We start from the raw sequence: 21051 nt of genomic DNA, 5'->3' as shown, positions 1-21051 counted from the left end.
CTGTTCTGAAAATTCGTCGAGCAGCGCGAGGAGTGTAGGCCGCGTCAGCCACGGTCCCGGCGCCTGACGTACAGGCGGTTCCCCTCGGGGCCCGTCCACTCCACCCGCACGACGCCGGGCACGGCGGAGTCGGCGAGGCGTGCGGGGTTGGACCAGTGGCCGAAGTTCGGGTTGCGGAAGAACGTCGCCCACAGGTCGCCGTCGGCGTCCTCGAAGAAGTTGTTGTGGCCCGCGCCGACACCGACGGTCCAGCGCTCGGAGTAGGGGCCCTCGAAGCTGTCCGAGACGGCGGCGACCGCGTCGTACTGGTACTGCACACGGCCGGTGCCCGCCGGGGCGTAGGCGTGGCGCGGGGTTCCGTCGGCGTCGACCGACGTACGGTCCCAGGCGGCGTGCAGGAGGAAGTACTTCCCGACGTGCTTGAACACGTACGCGCCTTCGAGATACGGCTCGGGTGTGTAGGGGGTCTGGCGGAACACGGGGAGGTTCGTCGTGGTGACGATGTCCTCCATGTCGTCACGGAACTTCGCGTAGAGGTTGTTGTGCAGGACGAGCCACGCGTCGTCGCCCTCCGTGTAGAGGCCGCCGTCGATGTGGTGGTAGGCGCCGGGCCTGATGAAGCCCGGGCCCCCGATGAACGACTCGCCGAAGGGCTTCTCCAGATTGCCCTCGACGAGCCGGTACGGGCCCTCGACCCCGCCCTCGCTCACGAGCATGAAGGAGCCCACCTTCGCGGAGTGGTCCCCCATGCAGGCGACGATGTACCACTTCCCCCGGAAGAGGTGCAGTTCCGGGGCCCAGGCCTGGCCGCGCTTGCCGAACTGCTCGTCGTACCAGTACTCCTGCCACGGAGCGACGACGGTGCGACCCGGCCTGTTCTCGTCGGTGAACTCCGGCGACCAGACCTTGCCCTTCTCCGCGCCGGGCCGGATCCCGGTCGTGTCGGCCAGCTTCCAGGGCCCTTTGAGGGAGCGGGCGGTCCAGACGAAGATGCCGTCGTTCCACGGGCCGGCCGCTTCGAGCCCGGGCACCCGGGTGGTGCCCGTGGCCACGTAGAGCGGACGCCCGCCCACGACGAAGCAGTTGACGTACGTGTCCCGCATCCACACCGTTCCGCGCTCCTCGTCACGGGGGCGGAGCTCCAGCGGGAGCACGAAGGAGTTGTCCTCGCGGGGCCACAGGTCCTGCCGGGCGTCGGCCACACCGTAGGGCGCGGGGTCGGGCCAGTTCGGGGGGTATCGCCGCTTCGCCCGGGCGGAGGCCGACGCCGCGGCGGCCGGTGCCGTGCCCGGCGGGGCGGCAGGTGCGGCCGACGCCTCCGCGGCCGGAACGGCGAGCGCGGGCAGGACCGCCGCTCCGGCCACGCCTGCGGCGCGGGCCAGCAGGGACCGCCGGCCGAGATGCTGGGAGTGTTCGGTGCTGGTCGTCTCGCCCCGCTCGGCTCGTGCCGTGGGGCCGTCCTTGGATGGCATGTCGGTCAGCATCCGGACAGCTGTTGATCTCCGTCAACAGACCAAGGATTTAATCCGGAGTGTCCGGCTCGTCGGCATATCCGCCCGGCACCGCGTTTCCGCAGGTCGGCGAGGTGCCTGCGCATCGGCCCCGGATATCACGATCGGATGACTGAGGGCCTTTGCGCACGTCGGGAACCTCAAATTCAGCTCTGAACGTCCCCCCTTTCGGATTCACCGCCGCGTGGCGGGGCCATGACCCCTGCACGAGGGGGAGGAGACACCATGAAGCTGGGAATCGGGATCGGCTGGCGTCCGGAGATCGCGGACGCCGTCGAGGCCCTGCCGGGGATCGACTGGGTCGAGGCGGTGGCGGAGAACATCTGCGCGGACCATCTCCCCGCGTCCCTCGAACGCCTCCGGGAGCGCGGTGTGACCGTCGTCCCGCACGGCGTCTCGCTGGGGCTGGGCGGCGCCGACCGCCCCGACCCCGGCCGCCTCGCCGGGCTCGCCGCGCGGGCCGCCCTGCTGGGCACACCGCTGGTGACGGAGCACATCGCCTTCGTACGGGCCGGAGGACCGGTCGTCGGCTCTCCCGCCCTGGAGGCGGGTCATCTGCTGCCGGTGCCCCGGACCTGGGACGCGCTGGAGGTGCTCTGCGAGAACGTGCGGATCGCGCAGGACTCGCTGCCCGTGCCGCTGGCCCTGGAGAACATCGCCGCGCTGATCTCCTGGCCCGACGAGGAGCTGACCGAGGGCCAGTTCCTGGCGGAGCTGGTCGAGCGCACCGGCGTACGCCTGCTGATCGACGTCGCCAATCTGCACACCAACCATGTGAACCGCGGCGAGGACCCCGCGACCGCGCTCGACGAACTGCCGGTGGAGGCCATCGCGTACGTCCATGTGGCGGGCGGCGTCGAGAAGGACGGCGTCTGGCACGACACGCACGCCCACCCCGTGACCCGTCCCGTCCTGGACGTGCTCAGCGAGCTGCGCTCCCGCGTCGACCCGCCCGGGGTCCTGCTGGAGCGCGACGACGACTTCCCGCCCGCCGCCGAGCTGGCCGGTGAACTGACCGCTATCCGCGCCACGCTGGACGCGGCGGCCTCCGCCCCGGGAGCAGGCCGGCCGCGCCCCGCAGTGCCGAAGGAGCCCGCGGGCCGCACGGCGGGGGCCCGCGACCGGACCGCCGTGGCGCAGACCGCGCTGCTCTCCTCGCTCGTGGCGGGGACACCTGTTCCGGAGGGCTTCGACCGCCGCCGCCTCGGTGTGCAGAGCCGGGCCCTGGCCGCGAAGCGTGCCGATGTCGTCGCCAAGGTGGCGCCCGAGCTGCCCGGGATCATCGGCGCGGGCTACCGGCGGGAGTTCCTCGCGTACGCCAGGAACCGGCCGATGTCCGCCAACTACCGCCGCGACGCGCTCGACTTCGCCGAGCACCTGCTGATCGACGGCCGCCCGGCCGACGACGCCGCGAGGCGCCGGCTGACCCGCTGGTGGGAGGAGCGCGCGGCACCGCGCCCGCCGCGCCGGGGCTCCCGCCTGGTCCACGCCGCCCGTACCGCCCTCCTGGGAAGGTGACCCCGATGAACACGCTCGCCGTCCTGCTGAACCTCGCCGTGGCGGTCTCCTCGACGCTCCTTGTCCTGGCCGTCCGCAAGGCCGACCGGCCCGCCGACGACGGCGACCGGGTGCACGACCGCGCCGAGGCCGCCTTCCTCGCCGGCGGCCCGGCCCGGGTCGTCGACAGCACGCTCACGGCCATGCACATGGACGGCCGCCTGGCCGTCGGGGGGCCGGGGATCGTCGCCGTGTACAGGGAGGAGGCCCGTGACCCGGTGGAGCGCGCCGTCCTCCAGGAGCTGGCCGCCGCGCCGAGCGGGGCCCTGCACACGCTGCGTCTGGCCGTGATGCGGCATCAGGCCGTACAGGAGATCGGCGACGGGCTCGCGGCCCGCGGGCTGCTGGTCGCGCCGGACGAGAGCCGGAACATGCGCCGGTGGGCGATGACCCAGGGGGTGGCCTCCACGGTGCTCTTCCCTGTCGCCCTGATCATCACTGTGGTGCAGTCCGTCTCGCACGTGGGTGTCGGGGACATCCCGGTCCCGTTCGTCGTCAAGGTGCTGCCCGCGATCATCGCCGGGGCCGCCATCGGCTTCTTCGCGTCAGCAGCCGCCGGTCGGCGGATCACGCAGGGGGGACGCAACGCCCTCGACGACTTCCGGGACGACCACGCCCAGATGACCGACCCCGCCCACCTGGTGGCCGTCCAGGGTCTGCGCGCGCTCCCCGACCCCGTACTCCAGGGACAGCTGACGGCCGCCGCCAGGCAGCGGACCGCCGGGCGCTCCTCGTCGCCCGCCCCGTACACGGCGGGGTCCACCGCCACCGCGTTCGTGCCGGTGTGGTGCGCCGGGGTGAGCCCGGGCGGCGGGAGCTGCGGGAGTTCGAGCGGCGGGGGAGGCAACTCGTGCGGCTCCGGGTCCTCCTGCGGCTCGGGATCGAGCTGCGGCAGCAGCGGATCGAGTTGCGGCAGCAGCGGTGGGTCCAGTTGCGGCAGCAGCAGCGGATCGAGCTGCGGCGGCGGTTCCAGCTGCGGCAGCAGTTCCTGAGACCTGGGGCCGCTCAGGACAGCGGTCGGCAGGCGTATGGATTCGGCCACCGATGACCACCTGTGACCGAGATGCGTCCATATCGTGAACAGGGCATGGCGCTTCCCCACCGGCTTCGCATAGAACACGGCCATGCTCTGGGTCTTGCTTCTTCTGGTCGCGTGGGGCGCGGCCGCCGTCTCCTGCATCCGGCTCTGCCTCGTCACCGCGGGCGCCGCCGTGCGGCCCTCCGATGCCGCGCGGGCGCCCGCCTCGCACGAACTCAACCTGTACGAGACGGCGTTCCTGGCCGGGGGCCCGCAGCGGGTCGCCGACCTGGCCCTGGTCTCCATGCATCTGCGGCGCAGGCTGCTGCTCGCGCACACCGGCTGGGCGACGGTCGTCGACCCGGAGGGCGGGGACGAGGTGGAGCGCACGGTGATCCGTGCGATCGGCCCCGAGGGGCAGTCTCGGATAGCGCCGATACGGGCCGCCGCCGCGGCGGCCGACGCCGTACGCTCCCTCGCCGACCGCCTGGTCGCCGCGGGTCTCGCCGTACCGCACGGCACCCGGACGAACCTGGAATCGGCCGTTCGCGCCGTACGGGGCTCGGCCGTGCTGGTGGTCGTCCTGGCGGTCGTCGCCATGCTGATGCCCGGTCAGGAGACGGGTTACGCGGGCCCGGTCGCCGCCTGGTTCGGGCTGCCGCTGGTGCTGACGCTGGGCTGCCTCGCCATCGCGCAGGTGGAGAACCAGCCGTACAGCCCGTGGGCCTCCCCGTCCGGGCAGCGCTGGCTCGACTCCCTGCCCGCCCCGGTGCGCGGCGCGGACCGCGACCTGCTGGCGGCAGTGGCGGTGCGGGGCGTGGGCGCCGTGGAGGACCCGGCACTGCGGGCCGCCCTGCTGAGCGGGGCCCGTACCGGCGGATGACACGCCGGGCCGGAGCGGGACACGCGGCGGCCGGGCACACCGGCGGTACATGAACAGGCGGCACACGAACGGGCCGTACGCCACAAGGGCCGCCCCCGGCGACGGGGGCGGCCCTTGTGGCGTTCTATCCAGTTGTGCGGCGCGGGGCACATCCGCCGGACACGGCGAGAAGCGGCGGTCCGCGGAGAGGAATGGCTGACTCCCCCGCGGGCCACGACGGTTCGCCGGCCGTCGGCCGATGTGCACCCCGCACCTGACCCGGTGTCGCTGGAACGACGGGCGGCGTCACACGCGCCGTTGCCCGCCAACTGATCTTCCGGGTCGGGATGACCGGAAACGCTGGCTATGCGAGTCCGGCCACCAAGTCTGCGAGGGCCTTCCTGCGCCCCGTGTAGAACGGGACCTCTTCGCGAACGTGCAGCCGTGCCTCGGACGCACGCAGGTGACGCATCAGGTCGACGATGCGGTACAGCTCGTCCGCCTCGAACGCGAGGATCCACTCGTAGTCGCCGAGCGAGAAGGAGGCGACGGTGTTGGCGCGCACGTCGGGGTAGCCGCGGGCCATCTTGCCGTGGTCCGCGAGCATGCGGCGGCGGTCCTCGTCCGGCAGGAGGTACCAGTCGTAGCTGCGCACGAAGGGGTACACGCTGATGTAGTCGCGCGGCGTCTCGTCGGCCAGGAAGGCCGGCACGTGCGACTTGTTGAACTCGGCGGGCCGGTGCAGCGCCATGTTCGACCAGACCGGCTCCAGGGCGCGGCCCAGCTTGGTGCGCCGGAAGAGGTTGTAGGCCTCCTGGAGCTCGTCGGAGGTCTCCGCGTGCCACCAGATCATCAGATCGGCGTCGGCCCGCAGACCGGACACGTCGTAGGTGCCCCGGACCGTGACGTCCTTGGCCGCGAGCTGGTCGAACAGCTCCTGGACCTCGTCGGCGTAACCGGCGCGGTCGACGGGAAGGACGTCCTTCAGCCTGAAGACGGACCACAGGGTGTAGCGGATGACCTCGTTGAGGTCCTTGGCCTTCTTGCCTGCGTTCGGAAGCTTTTCTGGCGCACTCATACGGCTATTGTCCCGCCTCGCTCCCCGTGCCCCGAACCCGGGTCGGCGTGTGGTCGGTCTCCCCCGTGCCCGCCCCCGCCAGGCCGGCCACGATCTCGTCAGCCGCCCGGTGGGCGCTCGCGACGCAGCCGGGGATCCCGACCCCGTCGTACACCGCTCCGCAGACCCGCAGACCCGGCAGCTTGGCGACCTCCTCACGGATGCGGGCGACCCTGCCGAGATGGCCGACGGGGTACTGGGGAAGCCCGCCGATCCAGCGCGTGACCTCGGTGTCCACGGGCTCGGCCGTCAGCCCGGTGGCGGCGGTGAGGTCGCCCAGGGACGCGGCGACGAGCTCGGAGTCCTCGCGGTGCAGGTGCTCCTCCTCGCCGTAGCGGCCGACGGACGTGCGCAGCACGAAGAGGTCCGGGGCGGCGTCGGCGACCCACTGCCACTTGTTGCTGGAGAAGGTGGCGGCCTTGATCGTGCGCCCGTCGACCGGCGGCACGAGGAATCCGGAGCGGCCCCCGAGCGCCTCGGTCCCCTCGACGGCCGAGCGCCGGAAGGCCAGGGTGACCAGCGCCATCGAGGCGTACTCGACGGCGGCCAGCTCGACGGAGGCGGCCGGGCACTCGGCGGCGAGCAGCGTGGACGCGGACCAGGCGGGCGTGGCCAGGACGACGGCGTCGGCGACGATCACCCGGGTGTCCGTGCGCACGTCCCAGCCCTCCGCGGACCGGGTCAGGCCGAGCACCGGGGTCTCCGTGAGGATCTCCCCGCCCCCGGCCCGTACGGCGTCGGCGACCGCGCCGGGCAGGGTGCCGACGCCCCCCTCGATGCCCTGGAAGACCGGCCCGGTCTGCTGCCGGGCGGCGGCCCGCTCCTGGATGCGGCGTACGCCGTCGAGGAGCGGGCCGCCCTCCTTCACGGCCTCGAAGAGCTGCGGCACGGCGGCGCGCATCGAGATCCGGTAGGCGTCGCCCGCGTACACCCCGCCGAGCAGCGGCTCCACGAGGCGGTCGACGACCTCACGGCCGAGCCGGTCGGCGACGTAACTGCCGACCGAGACGTCGTCGCCGACGGTCGTCGGGGTGAGGTCGCGCTCCTCGGCGATCCTGGCCAGCCCCTCGGCCGAGAGGACCCCGCTGAGGGCCTCCGGGTCGCCGGGCACGCCCATCACATGGCCCTTGGGCATGGGCCGCAGGGCGTCGCGGGTCCAGACCGACGCGGTGGCGGTGGCGGGCGGCTGGAGCCGGTCGCCGAGCCCCACGTCGGTGGCCAGCCCGACCGCTTCGGGCCGCCGCGCGAGCATCGACTCGGCGCCGAGGTCGACCCGGACGCCCGCGATCTCACCGGTCATCAGCTTGCCGCCGAGCCGCTCGGTCGCCTCCAGGACCGTGACCCGGAGCCCCGAGGCCAACAGCCGGTGGGCGGCGGCGAGTCCGGCGATGCCACCGCCGATGACGACGGCATGGCCCGTACGTGTGGTGTCGCGCTGAAGAGGACGCTGCATGGGTCCACTCTCTCAAACCCGGACCGAGTCCCGAACGTGACCACTTCGAAACCGCCGGCAGGCAACCCGCGCAGGGGCCCCGCACGTCGAAACGGCACCATCGACAACGGCCCTTGGGGGGACGCTCCATGCGATACGAACGCCACACGGACAGTCATCCACCCGCCCGCTCCGGCCGGCGGCGCCCACGTGCGCTCGCGGCCGGCGCACTGCTCGCGGCGCTCCTCGCCACCGGTGCGTGCGGGGCGAACTCGGAGAGCGCCTCGGACGGGGCGAAAGCCGGGTCCGACAGCAAGGCCGCGGCCGGCTCGGAGGGGGTCGGTGAACAGGCCGGGGGCAAGAGGGACGACGGCGATGCGGCGAAGCCCGAGCCGGGCTCGAAGGTCGCGGTCCATGTCATCCGGACGGCCACGCTCACCGTCGAGGTGAAGAGCGTGCCGAAGGCGGTCGCCGCCGCCAGGGCGGCGGCGGAGGGCGCCGGGGGGCTCGTCGCGGACGAGACGACCGAGCGGCTCGACGACACCCACGAGGTGTCCACCCTCGTCCTGCGCGTGCCCCAGGCCGGCTACGACGAGGTGCTGCGCGGCCTCGCCGGGTCGGGGAAGCTGCTCTCCCGCACGTCGAACGCCAAGGACGTCACGGGGCAGGTCGTCGACGTCGACAGCCGGATCGCCACCCAGCGCGCGAGCGTCACCCGGGTCCGGGACCTGATGGACAAGGCCGAGAAGCTCACCGACGTGGTGGCGCTGGAAGGCGAACTGAGCAGCCGGCAGGCCGACCTGGAGTCCCTGCTCGCCCAGCAGGCGTCGCTGAAGGACCGCACCTCGCTGGCGACGATCACCCTCGACCTCAGTGAACCGTACGAGGAGGACGGGGACGGGTCGGACGAGGACCCGGGCTTCCTGGACGCGCTGGCGGGTGGCTGGGACGCGTTCGTGACGACGCTGCGGTGGATCGCGGTGGCGATCGGTGCCGCGGCGCCGTTCCTGGCCGCGCTGGCGGTGCTCGTGGTCCTGTGGCGTCTGCTGCGCGGCAGGCTGCCCCGGCGCCGCAGGACACCCCGGGAGCCGTCCGCGGCCCCGGAGGCCCCGCCTGCCCCGTAGTCGCCGTAGCGTGGGCCCCCGACCTGCACACGGCGGCGAAGGGACCCGGTATGGCTGCGGAACGACTGGTGGTCGTCGGAGGCGACGCGGCGGGCATGTCCGCCGCGTCGCAGGCCCGCAGGCTCAAGGGGCCGGACGAGTTGAGCATCGTCGCCTTCGAGCGCGGCCACTTCACGTCGTACTCCGCCTGCGGCATCCCGTACTGGGTGAGCGGTGACGTGGAGCGGCGGGACGACCTGATCGCCCGTACGCCCGAGGAGCACCGGGCCCGTTCCATCGATCTGCGCACCCGCACCGAGGTGACGGAGATCGATGTGGCCGGGCGCCGGGTGCGGGCGCTGGACCGCGAGAGCGGTGCGACGTACTGGACGGGCTTCGACAAGCTGGTGATCGCCACCGGTGCCCGGCCGGTCCGTCCCGCGCTGCCCGGGATCGACGCCCCGGGCGTCCACGGGGTGCAGACCCTGGACGACGGCCAGGCGCTCCTGGAGTCGCTGGACCGGGCCCCGGGGCGCCGGGCCGTCGTCGTGGGCGCGGGCTACATCGGCGTCGAGATGGCCGAGGCGATGCTCAAGCGCGGCTTCGAGGTGACGGTGCTCAACCGCGGAGCGCAGCCCATGGCCACGCTCGACCCGGACATGGGGCGGCTGGTCCACGACGCGATGGACGGGCTGGGCATCACCACCGTCAACGGCGCCGCGGTCACCCGGATCACCACCGGCCGGGACGGCCGCGCCACGGGCGTCGTCACGGACGGCGGGACGTACCCCGCGGACGTCGTGGTGCTCGGCATCGGCGTCGAGCCGGAGACCGCCCTGGCCCGTGCGGCAGGGCTGCCGCTGGGACCGCACGGCGGGCTCCTGACGGACCTGTCGATGCGGGTGGTGGGGCACGAGGACATCTGGGCGGGCGGCGACTGCGTGGAGGTCCTGGACCTCGTCGCGGGCCGCACCCGGCACATCGCGCTCGGCACCCACGCCAACAAGCACGGCCAGATCATCGGGTCCAACGTCGGCGGGGGCTACGGCACGTTCCCCGGCGTGGTCGGTACGGCGGTGAGCAAGGTCTGCGACCTGGAGATCGCCAGGACCGGGCTGCGCGAGAAGGACGCGCGGGCGGTCGGGCTGCGCTACGTCACGGCGACGATCGAGTCGACGGGCCGCGCCGGCTACTACCCGGGGGCGAAGCCGATGACGGTGAAGATGCTCGCGGAGTACCGCACCGGCAGGCTGCTGGGCGTGCAGATCGTGGGCCGCGAGGGCGCGGCGAAGCGTGTGGACGTCGCCGCCGTGGCGCTCACCGCCGGGATGACGGTGGAGGCCATGACGGCATTGGACCTCGGCTACGCCCCGCCGTTCTCGCCGGTCTGGGACCCGGTCCTGGTGGCCGCCCGCAAGGCCGTGTCGGCGGTGCGGGCGGCCGGGTGCTGACCGCGGGCCGCGTCGGGTCGGCGGTGCGGGCGGCCGGCTGCTAGCCGCGGGCCGTCTGCTCGTGGACGTACTGCACGAGGCGGGTCAGGGCGTCCGGGTCGGTGGACGGCAGGACGCCGTGTCCCAGGTTGAAGATGTGTCCCTCCAGCCCGGCGGCGGCGTCGAGCACCTCGCGGGTCTTCGCCTCCACCGCCTCGGTCGGCGCGAAGAGCACCGCCGGGTCGAGGTTGCCCTGGAGCGCCTTGCCGGGGCCGACCCGGCGGGCGCCCTCGTCCATCGGGATGCGCCAGTCCACACCGACGACGTCCGCGCCGGCCTCGCCCATCAGGCCGAGCAGCTCGCCGGTGCCGACGCCGAAGTGGATGCGCGGGACGCCGTACGGCGCGACGGCGTCGAAGACCTTGGCCGACGCGGGCATCACCGAGCGGCGGTAGTCGGCCGGGGCCAGGGCGCCGACCCAGGAGTCGAAGAGCTGGACCGCGGAGGCGCCGGCCTCGATCTGGACCTTCAGGAAGGCGCCGGTGATCTCGGCGAGGCGGTCGAGCAGGTCGGCCCAGAGCTCGGGGTCGCCGTACATCATGGCCTTGGTGCGCTCGTGGTTGCGGGACGGGCCGCCCTCCACGAGATAGCTCGCCAGGGTGAACGGCGCACCGGCGAATCCGATCAGCGGGGTCGAGCCGAGCTCCCTGGTGAGCATCCCGAAGGCCTCGGTGACGTAAGGGACGTCCTCGGGCGTGAGGTCGCGCAGCCGGGCCAGGTCGGCGCGGGTGCGGATCGGCTCGGCGATCACCGGGCCGACGCCGGGCTTGATGTCGAGGTCGATACCGATGGCCTTGAGGGGCACGACGATGTCGCTGAAGTAGATCGCGGCGTCGACCTTGTGGCGGCGCACGGGCTGCAGCGTGATCTCGGTGACCAGCTCCGGCATCATGCAGGAGTCCAGCATCGCGATGCCCTCGCGGACCTTCAGGTACTCGGGCAGGGACCGCCCCGCCTGACGCATGAACCAGACCGGGGTGTGCGGCACCGGCTCGCGGCGGCAGGCCTTCAGGAACGCCGAGTCATGGGTGGCGGGGGTCACTGGCAGGCCCGAGGACGGGCCCTCCCCCGATCGGACGGAGCTGAGCTCTTGGGGAAGGTCGTTGGCACTCACGCACAGAATCTTCGCACGGAGCGGCAACGAGCCGGACCCCGCATGGGTGTCCCTCCCTGCACGGGGCTCCGGTTCCGCCTACTCTTCCCCGCATGGCTCCGGCTCAGGGACAATATTCCGATCATTCCGATGGCACTGACAGCGAGGAGAGTGCGGAGGGCGAAACAGTCCCGCCGGCGTTCCGGTCGGCGGTCGACGCGCTGCGGTCCGCCCGCCTCCGCCCCGAACTGGAGGTCGAGCCCACACGCCCGCCGCAACGGCTCGCCCCACACGCGTACGCCCTGGAAGCAGCCGTGGTGGACGGCGAGGACGATCTGGCCGACGGGCGCCTGGTGCTCCTGCACGACCCGTCCGGGCACGACGCCTGGCAGGGCACCTTCCGTCTGGTGACGCTCGTGCGGGCGGAGCTGGAACCGGAGATGGCGGCGGACCCGCTGCTGCCCGAGGTGTGCTGGTCCTGGCTGACGGGTGCGCTGGACGCCCGCGGCCTGTCGTACGGGGAGGCCGGCGGCACCGTCACGCGCGCCGGTTCGCACTACTTCGGCGCGCTCGGCGCGCGCCGTCCGGCGACGCAGATCGAGATCCGGGCCTCATGGACGCCGCGCGAGGGGCGCGGCGGGGTGCCGGACACGGCGGCCCATCTGGTCGCGTGGGGTGATCTGCTCTGCCAGCTGGCCGGTCTGCCGCCGTCGGGCACCACCGACGCGGCGGTGGTGACACTGCCCCAGCGGCGCGGCCCCCAGGCCCCATGACGCAGCGTGACCTTTCGGGAGAGCCGGTCGCACAGGGACCGGCTCTCTTTTCGTACAATCGATCGCGCGTCCTATTTGCCCGAATTGTTACTCACTAATCCGCGATCTTCCTCTAAAGGAGGACGCGCCTGCTGCCGAAGAGGTCAATGACCCTTCAAGCACGGTTCGCCCCGGCTTCATCCCCGAGCCGGCCCGTCCCGCCACTCCCCAGGAGGCCTGGTGTCCGTTCTCCTCGAGCAGCCCGCAAGCCTGGTCGCCTACCGCCCGAACAAGCCGACGGCCATGGTCGTCGTGGCCGACCCGCGCGTCCGTTCCACCGTCACCCGCCATCTGTGGGCCCTCGGAGTTCGTGACGTCATCGAGGCGTCGTCCATCGCGGAGGCCCGTCCCCGCGTCGGCAACCCGCGCGACATCTGCGTTGCCGACGTCCACCTGCCCGACGGTTCCGGGCTGACCCTGCTGTCCGAGACCCGAGCCGCCGGCTGGCCGAACGGCCTCGCCCTCTCCGCCGCCGATGACATCGGCGCGGTGCGCAACGCCCTCGCGGGCGGAGTGAAGGGCTACGTCGTCACCGGCACCCGTACCAACATCGGCCACCCCACCCGTCCCGGCGTCGCCCCCATCGGGGCCAACGCCGCCCGTATGCACCGCAGGCCTCCCGGCTCCCCGAGCCACCCGGGCGGCTACCGCGAGCTCTCCGGCCGCGAGGTGGAGGTGCTCCGCCTGGTCGCCGAAGGCCAGTCCAACAAGGCCATCGGCGTCTCGATGGGCCTCTCCGCACTCACCGTCAAGAGCCACCTCGCCCGCATCGCCCGCAAGCTCGGCACCGGAGACCGCGCCGGAATGGTCGCCGTCGCCCTGCGGACGGGCATCATCCACTGACCCCCCTACCCCACCGGCACCTGCGTGTATGCGCGACCGGCCGGTTTACGCGCATGGGCGCCCGTCGGCGGAACGTTCCGTCGACGGGCGACGCGCATACACAGATACCCTTGGCATGTGACCGACGCCCAAGAGACCGCAGAAGACAGTTCACTGCGAACCACCGGGGGCGCTCCCCCGGACGACGTCGCCCCGGCGCCGATCCCCTTGCTCGAACCGCGCGAGGGCATCCCCCCGGTGGTGGCGACCGACGACGCGCTGGCCCGGGTGATCGCGGACTTCGCCGCGGGCACCGGCCCCGTCGCCGTCGATGCCGAGCGCGCGTCCGGCTATCGCTACGGCCAGCGCGCCTATCTCGTGCAGCTGCGCCGCGAGGGCGCCGGCAGCGCTCTGATCGACCCGGTCGGCTGCCCCGACCTCTCCGGCCTCGGCACGGCGCTCACCGGCAGCGAGTGGATCCTGCACGCGGCCACCCAGGACCTGCCCTGTCTGCGCGACATAGGCATGACCCCGACGTCGCTCTTCGACACGGAGCTCGCCGGGCGGCTGGCGGGATTCCCGCGCGTCGGGCTCGGCGCCATCGTGGAGAACGTCCTCGGTTACGCCCTGGAGAAGGGCCACTCCGCCGTCGACTGGTCCACCCGCCCGCTGCCCGACCCCTGGCTGCGCTACGCAGCGCTCGACGTCGAGCTGCTGGTCGACCTGCGCAACGCCCTGGAGGAGGAGCTCGACCGGCAGGGCAAGCTGGAGTGGGCGCTGGAGGAGTTCGCCGCGATCGCCTCGGCGCCGCCCGCGCCCCCGCGCAAGGACCCGTGGCGCCGGACCTCCGGCATGCACAAGGTGCGCCGCCGCCGCCAGATCGCCGTCGTACGGGAGCTGTGGACCGCCCGCGACCAGGTGGCGCAGCGCCGTGACATCTCGCCCGGCAAGGTGCTCGGCGACGCCGCGATCATCGAGGCGGCCCTGGCGCTGCCGGTGAACGTGCAGGCCCTGACCACGCTGCCCGGCTTCGGCCACCGCATGGGCCGCCGTCAGCTGGAACAGTGGCAGGCGGCCGTCGACCGGGCCAAGGAGCTGCCCGAGTCGGAGCTGCCGCAGCCCGGCCAGCAGCCGGCCGGCCCGCCGCCGCCCCGCTCGTGGGCGGACAAGGACCCGGCCGCCGCCGCCCGCCTCTCCGCCGCCCGCGCCTCCGTCTCGGAGCTCGCCGAGCGGCTGCACATGCCGCAGGAGAACCTGATCACCCCGGACACCGTGCGCCGGGTCTGCTGGGAGCCGCCCAAGGTCCTGACCCCGGGCGCGGTCGAGACCGCGCTCGCCGGGTACGGCGCGCGGCGCTGGCAGATCGAGCAGGTCGGCCCGCTGCTGCTGCGTGCCCTGGACACGAGCGCCTGACCTCCCCGTCCCACCGCGTGTGCCCCTCTGCCGGTCCGGCAGAGGGGCACACGCGTGTCGGGACCGTGCCGCTCCCCCACCCATCGGCGAGGATCGAATTCACGCCAGTTCCCCGCCCGCTCCCGGGCACCCGCGGCGGCCCCGTCCCGTGTGACGTTCGCCGCTCCGGTGGTGGGGGGTGGGCAGTCTGGTTACCCGCAAGTAGCATGAGGGGCGTGGCGCGCCGATGCGTGCGCCCGCAGCAGTGCCATCCCGCACCCTGGAGGAGAGCCACCGTGCCTCGTACCATCCGGGACGTCGTCTTCGTCGACGGCGTCCGCACCCCGTTCGGCAAAGCGGGCCCGAAGGGCATCTACCACGAGACCCGCGCCGACGATCTCGTCGTGAAGGCCATCCGGGAGCTGCTGCGCCGCAACCCGGACCTGGACCCCGCGAAGATCGACGAGGTCGCCATCGCCGCGACCACGCAGATCGGCGACCAGGGCCTGACCCTCGGGCGTACCGCCGGAATCCTGGCCGGTCTGCCGCAGTCGGTGCCCGGTTACTCCATCGACCGCATGTGTGCGGGCGCCCTGACCGCCGTCACCTCGACGGCCGGCTCCATCGCCTTCGGCGCGTACGACGTCGTCATCGCCGGCGGTGTCGAGCACATGGGCCGCCACCCGATGGGCGAGAGCGTGGACCCGAACCCGCGCCTCGTCTCGGAGAAGCTGGTCGACGAGTCCGCCCTCTTCATGGGCATGACCGCGGAGAACCTGCACGACAGGTACCCCTCGATCACCAAGCAGCGCGCCGACGAGTACGCGGTCCGCTCGCAGGAGAAGGCCGCCAAGGCGTACGCCAACGGCAAGATCCAGCAGGACCTGGTGCCGGTCTCCGTGCGCCGCACCAACGCCGAGGCGGGCGAGACGGGCTGGGGTCTGGTCACCGCCGACGAGCCGATGCGCCCGGGCACCACCCTGGAGTCGCTGGCCGGTCTGAAGACCCCGTTCCGCGCCCACGGCCGCGTGACGGCCGGTAACGCCGCGGGTCTCAACGACGGCGCCACCGCCTCGCTGCTCGCCTCCGAGGAGACCGCCCGCGAGCTGGGCCTCCCGGTCAAGATGCGCCTCGTGTCCTACGCCTTCGCGGGTGTCGAGCCCGAGGTCATGGGCTACGGCCCGATCCCGGCGACGGAGAAGGCCCTGGCCAAGGCCGGTCTCTCCATCGAGGACATCGGTCTCTTCGAGATCAACGAGGCCTTCGCCGTGCAGGTGCTCGCCTTCCTGGAGCACTACGGCATCGCCGACGACGACCAGCGCGTCAACCAGTACGGCGGCGCGATCGCCTACGGCCACCCGCTCGCCTCCTCCGGCGTCCGCCTGATGACCCAGCTGGCCCGCCAGTTCGAGGAGCAGCCGGAGGTCCGCTACGGCCTGACGACCATGTGCGTCGGCTTCGGCATGGGCGCGACGGTCGTCTGGGAGAACCCGCACTTCGAGAACGCCGGAGGCAGCAAGTGAGCTCCACCACTGAGCTTCTGAAGGGTGCGGCCGAGCTGTTCCCGGGTGAGGTCGTCACGCAGGCGCACGTACGCCACCTCGACCTGCCCGGCGGCGCGGGGCGCTTCGCGCTCATCACGCTGGACAACGGCTTCGACCACACCAAGCCGACCACCATCGGCCCGCAGTCGCTGGCGAACCTGAACGCCGCCGTCGACCAGGTCGAGAAGGAGGCGGCCGAGGGCACGATCACCGGCGTCGGTGTGACCGGCAAGCCGTTCATCTTCGCCGTCGGCGCGGACCTCAAGGGCGTCGAGCTCCTCAAGGAGCACAAGGACGCGCTGGCCATCGGCAAGGGCGGCCACGACGTCTTCCGCCGCCTCTCCGGCCTCGCGGTCCCGACCTTCGCGTACTACAACGGCGCGGCCATGGGCGGCGGTGTGGAGATCGGTCTGCACTGCTCCTACCGCACCGTCTCCAGCGCGCTGCCCGCGTTCTCGCTGCCCGAGGTCTTCCTCGGCCTGGTCCCCGGCTGGGGCGGTTGCGCGCTGCTCCCCAACCTGATCGGCGCCGACCGCGCCGTCTCGGTGATCATCGAGAACTCGCTCAACCAGAACCGCCAGCTCAAGGGCAAGCAGGTCTTCGAGCTCGGGATCGCCGACGCGATCTTCGAGGGCGCGGACTTCCTGGAGCAGTCGCTGATCTGGACCGCGTCCGTCCTCAAGGGCGAGATCGCGGTCGAGCGTCCCGAGGTCGACCGCGGTGACGCCTGGGACCAGGCCGTCGCACGCGGCAAGGCGATCGCCGACTCCAAGGTGCACGGGGCGGCCCCCGCCGCGTACCGCGCGCTGGAGATCATCGCGGCTGCCAAGAGCGGTGACCTGGGCGCCGGCTTCGACGCCGAGGACCAGGCTCTCGCGGACCTGATCATGGGCGGCGAGCTGCGCTCCGGGATCTACTCCTTCAACCTGGTCCAGAAGCGCGCCAAGCGCCCGGCCGGCGCCCCGGACAAGGCCCTGGCCCGTCCGGTCACCAAGGTCGGCGTGGTGGGCGCGGGCCTGATGGCCAGCCAGCTCGCCCTGCTCTTCCTCCGCCGCCTGGAGGTCCCGGTCGTCCTCACGGACATCGACCAGGAGCGTGTCGACAAGGGTGTGGGCTACGTCCACGCCGAGATCGAGAAGCTGCTCGGCAAGGGACGTATCAACCAGGACAAGGCCAACCGCCTGAAGGCCCTGGTCTCCGGTGTGCTGGACAAGGCGGAGGGCTTCTCCGACGCCGACTTCATCATCGAGGCCGTCTTCGAGGAGATCGGCGTCAAGCAGAAGGTGTTCGCGGAGGTCGAGGCGGTCGCCCCGGCGCACGCGATCCTCGCCACGAACACCTCGTCCCTCTCGGTCACCGAGATGGCGTCGAAGCTGAAGCACCCCGAGCGGGTCGTCGGCTTCCACTTCTTCAACCCGGTCGCGATCCTCCCGCTCCTGGAGATCGTCCGCGGCGAGCAGACGGACGACGCCTCGCTGGCCACGGCCTTCGGCGTCGCCCGCAAGCTGAAGAAGACCGCGGTCCTGGTGAAGGACGCCCCGGCGTTCGTCGTCAACCGCATCCTCACCCGCTTCATGGGCGAGATCCAGAACATCATCGACGAGGGCACCCCGGTCGAGACGGCGGAGAAGGCCATCGAGCCGCTCGGCCTGCCGATGTCCCCGCTGGTGCTGCTGGAGCTGGTCGGCCCGGCCATCGGCCTGCACGTCTCCGAGACCCTGAACCGCGCCTTCCCGGAGCGCTTCACGGTCTCCGAGAACCTCGCGGCGGTCGTGAAGGCCGGCAAGCGCGGCTTCTACGTCTACGACTCCGGCAAGCCGGAGCTGGACCCCGAGGTCGCCGCGCTCCTCAAGCAGGGCGACACCGTCCTGACGGAGGAGCAGGTCCGCGACCGCGTCCTGGACGCGGTGGCGCAGGAGATCGGCCTGATGCTCTCCGAGGGCGTCGTCGCCGAGCCCCAGGACATCGACCTCTGCCTGATCACGGGCGCGGGCTGGCCCTTCCACCTGGGCGGCATCACGCCGTACCTGGACCGTGAGGGCGTCTCCCAGCGGGTCAACGGCAAGCCGTTCCTGGCACCGGGCGTGGCGAGCGTTCCGGCGTAACCGCGGCGTTCACCGCGAACGGGCCGTACGGGAGTGATCCCGTACGGCCCGTTCGCGTGCGCCGGATCCGGTCACCAGGTGCCGGTGAAGGGCCTGTGGTTGCACGTCTCACCGCACTCCTCGCGGTGTCGGCCGTCCTGCTAGCGGATCCCCTCTTCCCTTACGAACTCGCCCAGCCAGGAACGGAATTCAGGGCCGAGGTCCTCCCTCTCGCAGGCCAGCCGGACAACGGCACGCAAGTAGTCTCCGCGGTCCCCGGTGTCGTAGCGGCGGCCGCCGAACACCACCGCGTGCACGGGGCCACCGAGGGTCGGATCGAGGGCCAACTGGCGCAGAGCGTCGGTCAGTTGGATTTCACCGCCGCGCCCCGGCCCGGTCTTGCGGAGAATGCCGAAGATCTCCGGGGCGAGGACGTAGCGGCCGATCACGGCGAAATTGCTCGGGGCGGTGCCGGGTTCGGGCTTCTCCACCAGGTCGGTGACGGCCAGAACGTCACCCGCCTCGTCGTCCGCGGGGGCGACGGCCGCGCATCCGTACAGGTGTGTACGGTCGTCCTCGACCTCCATGAGGGCCACGACGCTCCCGCCGTGGCGCTCTTGAACCTCCAGCATCCGGGCGAGCAGCGCGTCGCGCTCGTCGATGAGGTCGTCGCCGAGCAGTACCGCGAACGGAGCGTCGCCGACGTGCGGTTCCGCGCAGAGGACTGCATGACCGAGGCCGAGTGGGTTGCCCTGGCGCACGTAGTGGACGTCGGCCAGCTCGCTCGACTCACGGACCTGGCGCAGTTTGCCGGTATCGCCCTTCAGCTCCAGCAGGTGCTCCAGTTCGTAGGCCCGGTCGAAGTGGTCCTCCAGGGCACGCTTGTTGCGGCCGGTGACCATGAGGACGTCGTCGAGCCCGCTGCGTACGGCCTCCGCCACGACGTATTCGATGGCGGGGCGGTCCACGACCGGGAGCATCTCCTTGGGAGTCGCCTTGGTCGCGGGAAGGAATCGGGTGCCGAGACCCGCGGCCGGGATGACGGCCTTGCGGGTGCGGCGGGAATGCGTAGGCATGAACGTGTACTCCACAGCGGGCAGCGAGATATGACGGTGTGACGGCAGGGGAAACCGGACCCGAGGCCGGGTCCGGGTGCGGGCTCCGGACCGGCACGGGCAGACCGGCAGGAGGGTGTCAGTCCTTGTCGGGGCTGACGGTGAAGGACAGTTCGTTGCCGGGCGTGAAGAAGACCCTTCCGCGCGCCGCGCCCTGCGTCGGGTGGTGCCAGCGCTGGGTGGGATAGACATCGATCCGTTTGCGCTCCAGGATGTCGTCGAAGAAGCGCGCCAGCCTGATCCGCGGCTGGCCGGGTTCACGCTCCAGCCACAGGTCCCAGTCGTCATGGCCTCCCGACGAGGCGGCAACCACCCCGGCGAACGGCAGATGCGCCTCGAAGACGGCGTCGTGTCCCACGAGAACCTGGCCCGACACGGTGGACCCGGCACTCCCCCGACGGGGAACGGCCCTCAACTGCAGCCCGAAGAGGTCGGTGCCGGGCGGAGCGACCAGACTGCCGCGCACGAGCCAGCCGTCCTGCCCGACCAGTACCGAGTGCACCTCGGCGTGTTCCACGCGATGCCGCACGAAGACCGACAGATGACCGTCCGCGGTGCGGTAGGGCACGGGCCAGTACGCGGGGCCTTCCGCCGCGATCCGGCGGATCAGCAGACCACCCGTGTGGATGCCTTCGACGGAGAGCGGCTGGCGGCTGCCGTCCGGAAGCTCCAGATCGATGTCGTAACGGCCCTCGGCGAGGACAGGCGGTTCGGCGGGCACCAGGTACACCGTCCGGTGCGTGCCGGTCGACTCGTCCACCGATGTCCCCAGAGGGGCCAGCCGGGCCAGTGGTGTCTCGGACTTCCGCAGGGTGACACAGAGCGCGGGGGGCTCCGCGCCGGGGGGCAGCACGGCGCGGATCTCGATGGAACCGTCACCGCGCACCAGGACGTCCGCCGGGACGACGGCGGGCACGCCGACGGTTCCCGCGGCCCTGGGTACGGAGGCCGCCACGTCCCGCAGGAACGCGTCGTAGCGGAAGGCGATGCGCTCGGCGCTGTAGAGCGGAGCCGAGGCGTAGGCGCCCTGGGAGAGCTTCTCCCGCTCGGCCGGCTGCTCGATCAGGTAGCGCATCGCCTGGGCCATGGCCTCCTCGTCACCGACCGGTACCAGGATGCCGTTGCGGCCCGGGACGACGATCTCGCCCGGACCGAAGGGCGCGTCGGCCGCCAGGACCGGCAGCCCGTGGTGCATGGCCTCCACCATGGTCAGGCCGAAGGACTCGCGGCGGGCCGCGCTCACCGCGAACGCGGCCTTGTCCCACTCCGCGGTGAGGTCGGGCAGTGCGCCCATGAGGCGGACGGCGTCACTCAGCCCGTGCGCGTGCACCAGCTCCTGAAGCCGTGCGTGCTCGGGTCCCCGGCCGAAAATCCGCAGCCGCCAGTGCGGGTGGTCGGGGGCGACCCTGGCGAACGAGTTGATCAGCGTGTCGAAGGCCTTGCGCGGCACGAGCTGCCCCGCGGCCACGATCAGCGGCAGGCCACGCACGGGGGCGTGCCGGGCCGGTGGTGGGACGATGTTCCCGATGGCGGCGAGCGGGGGTGCCTGGTCGCCGAGCTGCTGCTGGTAGTTGTTCACGTCGGCCTGGGTGAGGCAGACGACGCCGTCCATCTCGCGGTACAGCTCCAGCGTGCGGTCGCGCAGCTCCTGGGAGGGCACCATCGAACCCTCGTGGTCGATGACCACGCGCCCGTAGCCGTGCCGTCCGTGGGCTATGAGATACGCGGCGAGCGCCGGACGGGCGGCGATCACGACATCGGCCTCGCACCGGCCGAGGTGTCCGAGGATCAGGTCGTCCACGTCCGGGGAGTAGTTGTCGGCCCAGCCGTCCTCCCGGGGCATGATCCGGGACCGCTTGCCGCCCTTGGTCTGCGGCGCCCCCTCACGCCGGTCGGCCAGATAGCGCACGGCCACGCCACCGGACGGCGGGAAGGACGGCCGGTCCGCCGTACGGAAGATGGAGACGATCTCCACCTCGTGGTGGACCGCCAGCGCGGAGGCCAGGCTGCTGGTCGCCCTCGGCACTCCGCCGAAGTTGTCGATGCTGTGGAGCAGGAAGGAGATCCGCACAAGTGTCCTTCAGGAGTGTCGAGGTCCG

At 72.2% G+C, this 21051-nt stretch carries 16 protein-coding genes; 10 read left to right on the top strand and 6 right to left on the bottom strand.

The window, feature by feature from the left end:
- Positions 1–44: 44 nt before the first annotated feature.
- Entirely contained in the window at positions 45–1472 is a 1428-nt protein-coding gene (locus AMK10_RS15730) for a family 43 glycosylhydrolase (RefSeq protein WP_073749290.1), read from the bottom strand.
- Between the two features lie 264 nt (positions 1473–1736).
- Between AMK10_RS15730 and AMK10_RS15725 the strand changes: the two genes are divergently transcribed.
- The 3 genes from AMK10_RS15725 (at position 1737) to AMK10_RS15715 (ending at position 4969) form a co-directional block, all read left to right on the top strand.
- Positions 1737–3029 (top strand): DUF692 domain-containing protein, encoded by a 1293-nt coding sequence (locus tag AMK10_RS15725; protein ID WP_073748399.1) that lies wholly within the window; start codon positions 1737–1739, stop codon positions 3027–3029.
- 5 nt (positions 3030–3034) lie between these two features.
- A complete protein-coding gene (locus AMK10_RS15720) occupies positions 3035–4060 on the top strand; it encodes a TIGR04222 domain-containing membrane protein (protein WP_073748398.1) in 1026 nt (341 codons plus the stop codon).
- Between the two features lie 132 nt (positions 4061–4192).
- Positions 4193–4969: a TIGR04222 domain-containing membrane protein gene (locus tag AMK10_RS15715; RefSeq protein WP_073748397.1), complete on the top strand. Its 777-nt coding sequence runs from the start codon at positions 4193–4195 to the stop codon at positions 4967–4969.
- 343 nt (positions 4970–5312) lie between these two features.
- Here AMK10_RS15715 and hemQ read toward each other — a convergent pair whose 3' ends face one another.
- Both hemQ and hemG read right to left on the bottom strand, forming a co-directional pair.
- Complete coding sequence (gene hemQ, locus AMK10_RS15710; RefSeq protein ID WP_073748396.1) at positions 5313–6026, bottom strand: hydrogen peroxide-dependent heme synthase; 714 nt, start codon at positions 6024–6026, stop codon at positions 5313–5315.
- A 4-nt stretch (positions 6027–6030) separates the two neighbouring features.
- Complete coding sequence (hemG, locus tag AMK10_RS15705; RefSeq protein WP_073748395.1) at positions 6031–7518, bottom strand: protoporphyrinogen oxidase; 1488 nt, start codon at positions 7516–7518, stop codon at positions 6031–6033.
- 128 nt (positions 7519–7646) lie between these two features.
- Here hemG and AMK10_RS15700 point away from each other — a divergent pair, with 128 nt between their 5' ends.
- Positions 7647–8621, top strand: coding sequence for a DUF4349 domain-containing protein (locus AMK10_RS15700; RefSeq protein ID WP_073748394.1), 975 nt, complete (start codon positions 7647–7649; stop codon positions 8619–8621).
- A gap of 50 nt (positions 8622–8671) precedes the next feature.
- Entirely contained in the window at positions 8672–10051 is a 1380-nt protein-coding gene (locus tag AMK10_RS15695) for an FAD-dependent oxidoreductase (protein WP_073748393.1), read from the top strand.
- A gap of 40 nt (positions 10052–10091) precedes the next feature.
- Here the strand turns inward: AMK10_RS15695 and hemE are convergent, their stop codons facing one another.
- Positions 10092–11204 carry a uroporphyrinogen decarboxylase gene (gene hemE, locus AMK10_RS15690; RefSeq protein ID WP_073749289.1) on the bottom strand — a complete coding sequence of 371 codons (1113 nt, stop codon included), beginning with the start codon at positions 11202–11204 and terminating at the stop codon, positions 10092–10094.
- 92 nt (positions 11205–11296) lie between these two features.
- Between hemE and AMK10_RS15685 the strand changes: the two genes are divergently transcribed.
- The 5 genes from AMK10_RS15685 (at position 11297) to AMK10_RS15665 (ending at position 17858) form a co-directional block, all read left to right on the top strand.
- Entirely contained in the window at positions 11297–11956 is a 660-nt protein-coding gene (locus tag AMK10_RS15685; RefSeq protein ID WP_073748392.1) for a DUF3000 domain-containing protein, read from the top strand.
- Positions 11957–12175: 219 nt separating this feature from the next.
- Entirely contained in the window at positions 12176–12838 is a 663-nt protein-coding gene (locus AMK10_RS15680) for a helix-turn-helix transcriptional regulator (protein WP_033300087.1), read from the top strand.
- Between the two features lie 117 nt (positions 12839–12955).
- Positions 12956–14230, top strand: a complete 1275-nt coding sequence (locus tag AMK10_RS15675) for an HRDC domain-containing protein (protein ID WP_073748391.1) — start codon at positions 12956–12958, stop codon at positions 14228–14230.
- 275 nt (positions 14231–14505) lie between these two features.
- Positions 14506–15732 carry a thiolase family protein gene (locus AMK10_RS15670; protein ID WP_073748390.1) on the top strand — a complete coding sequence of 409 codons (1227 nt, stop codon included), beginning with the start codon at positions 14506–14508 and terminating at the stop codon, positions 15730–15732.
- The gene (locus AMK10_RS15665) at positions 15729–17858 is read left to right on the top strand and encodes a 3-hydroxyacyl-CoA dehydrogenase NAD-binding domain-containing protein (RefSeq protein WP_073748389.1); all 2130 of its coding nucleotides are present in this window, start codon (positions 15729–15731) and stop codon (positions 17856–17858) included. Before AMK10_RS15670 ends, AMK10_RS15665 begins: the two co-directional genes overlap by 4 nt.
- Positions 17859–17998: 140 nt before the next feature.
- Here AMK10_RS15665 and galU read toward each other — a convergent pair whose 3' ends face one another.
- Entirely contained in the window at positions 17999–18913 is a 915-nt protein-coding gene (gene galU / locus AMK10_RS15660) for a UTP--glucose-1-phosphate uridylyltransferase GalU (RefSeq protein WP_073748388.1), read from the bottom strand.
- A gap of 118 nt (positions 18914–19031) precedes the next feature.
- Complete coding sequence (locus AMK10_RS15655) at positions 19032–21023, bottom strand: glycosyltransferase (protein WP_073748387.1); 1992 nt, start codon at positions 21021–21023, stop codon at positions 19032–19034.
- Between the last annotated feature and the right edge of the window lie 28 nt (positions 21024–21051).

The organism is Streptomyces sp. CB02058, assembly GCF_001905505.1.
Lineage (GTDB): Bacteria > Actinomycetota > Actinomycetes > Streptomycetales > Streptomycetaceae > Streptomyces.
This window is presented reverse-complemented; position numbering and strand designations above follow the sequence as displayed.

Excerpts from the sequence above, each read along its gene's own strand:
- hemG (WP_073748395.1), bottom strand. The coding sequence starts at position 7,518 with ATGCAGCGTCCTCTTCAGCGCGACACCACACGTACGGGCCATGCCGTC.
- hemQ (WP_073748396.1), bottom strand. The coding sequence starts at position 6,026 with ATGAGTGCGCCAGAAAAGCTTCCGAACGCAGGCAAGAAGGCCAAGGAC.
- AMK10_RS15715 (WP_073748397.1), top strand. The coding sequence starts at position 4,193 with ATGCTCTGGGTCTTGCTTCTTCTGGTCGCGTGGGGCGCGGCCGCCGTC.
- AMK10_RS15720 (WP_073748398.1), top strand. The coding sequence starts at position 3,035 with ATGAACACGCTCGCCGTCCTGCTGAACCTCGCCGTGGCGGTCTCCTCG.
- AMK10_RS15700 (WP_073748394.1), top strand. The coding sequence starts at position 7,647 with ATGCGATACGAACGCCACACGGACAGTCATCCACCCGCCCGCTCCGGC.
- AMK10_RS15730 (WP_073749290.1), bottom strand. The coding sequence starts at position 1,472 with ATGCCATCCAAGGACGGCCCCACGGCACGAGCCGAGCGGGGCGAGACG.
- AMK10_RS15685 (WP_073748392.1), top strand. The coding sequence starts at position 11,297 with ATGGCTCCGGCTCAGGGACAATATTCCGATCATTCCGATGGCACTGAC.
- AMK10_RS15725 (WP_073748399.1), top strand. The coding sequence starts at position 1,737 with ATGAAGCTGGGAATCGGGATCGGCTGGCGTCCGGAGATCGCGGACGCC.
- AMK10_RS15695 (WP_073748393.1), top strand. The coding sequence starts at position 8,672 with ATGGCTGCGGAACGACTGGTGGTCGTCGGAGGCGACGCGGCGGGCATG.
- galU (WP_073748388.1), bottom strand. The coding sequence starts at position 18,913 with ATGCCTACGCATTCCCGCCGCACCCGCAAGGCCGTCATCCCGGCCGCG.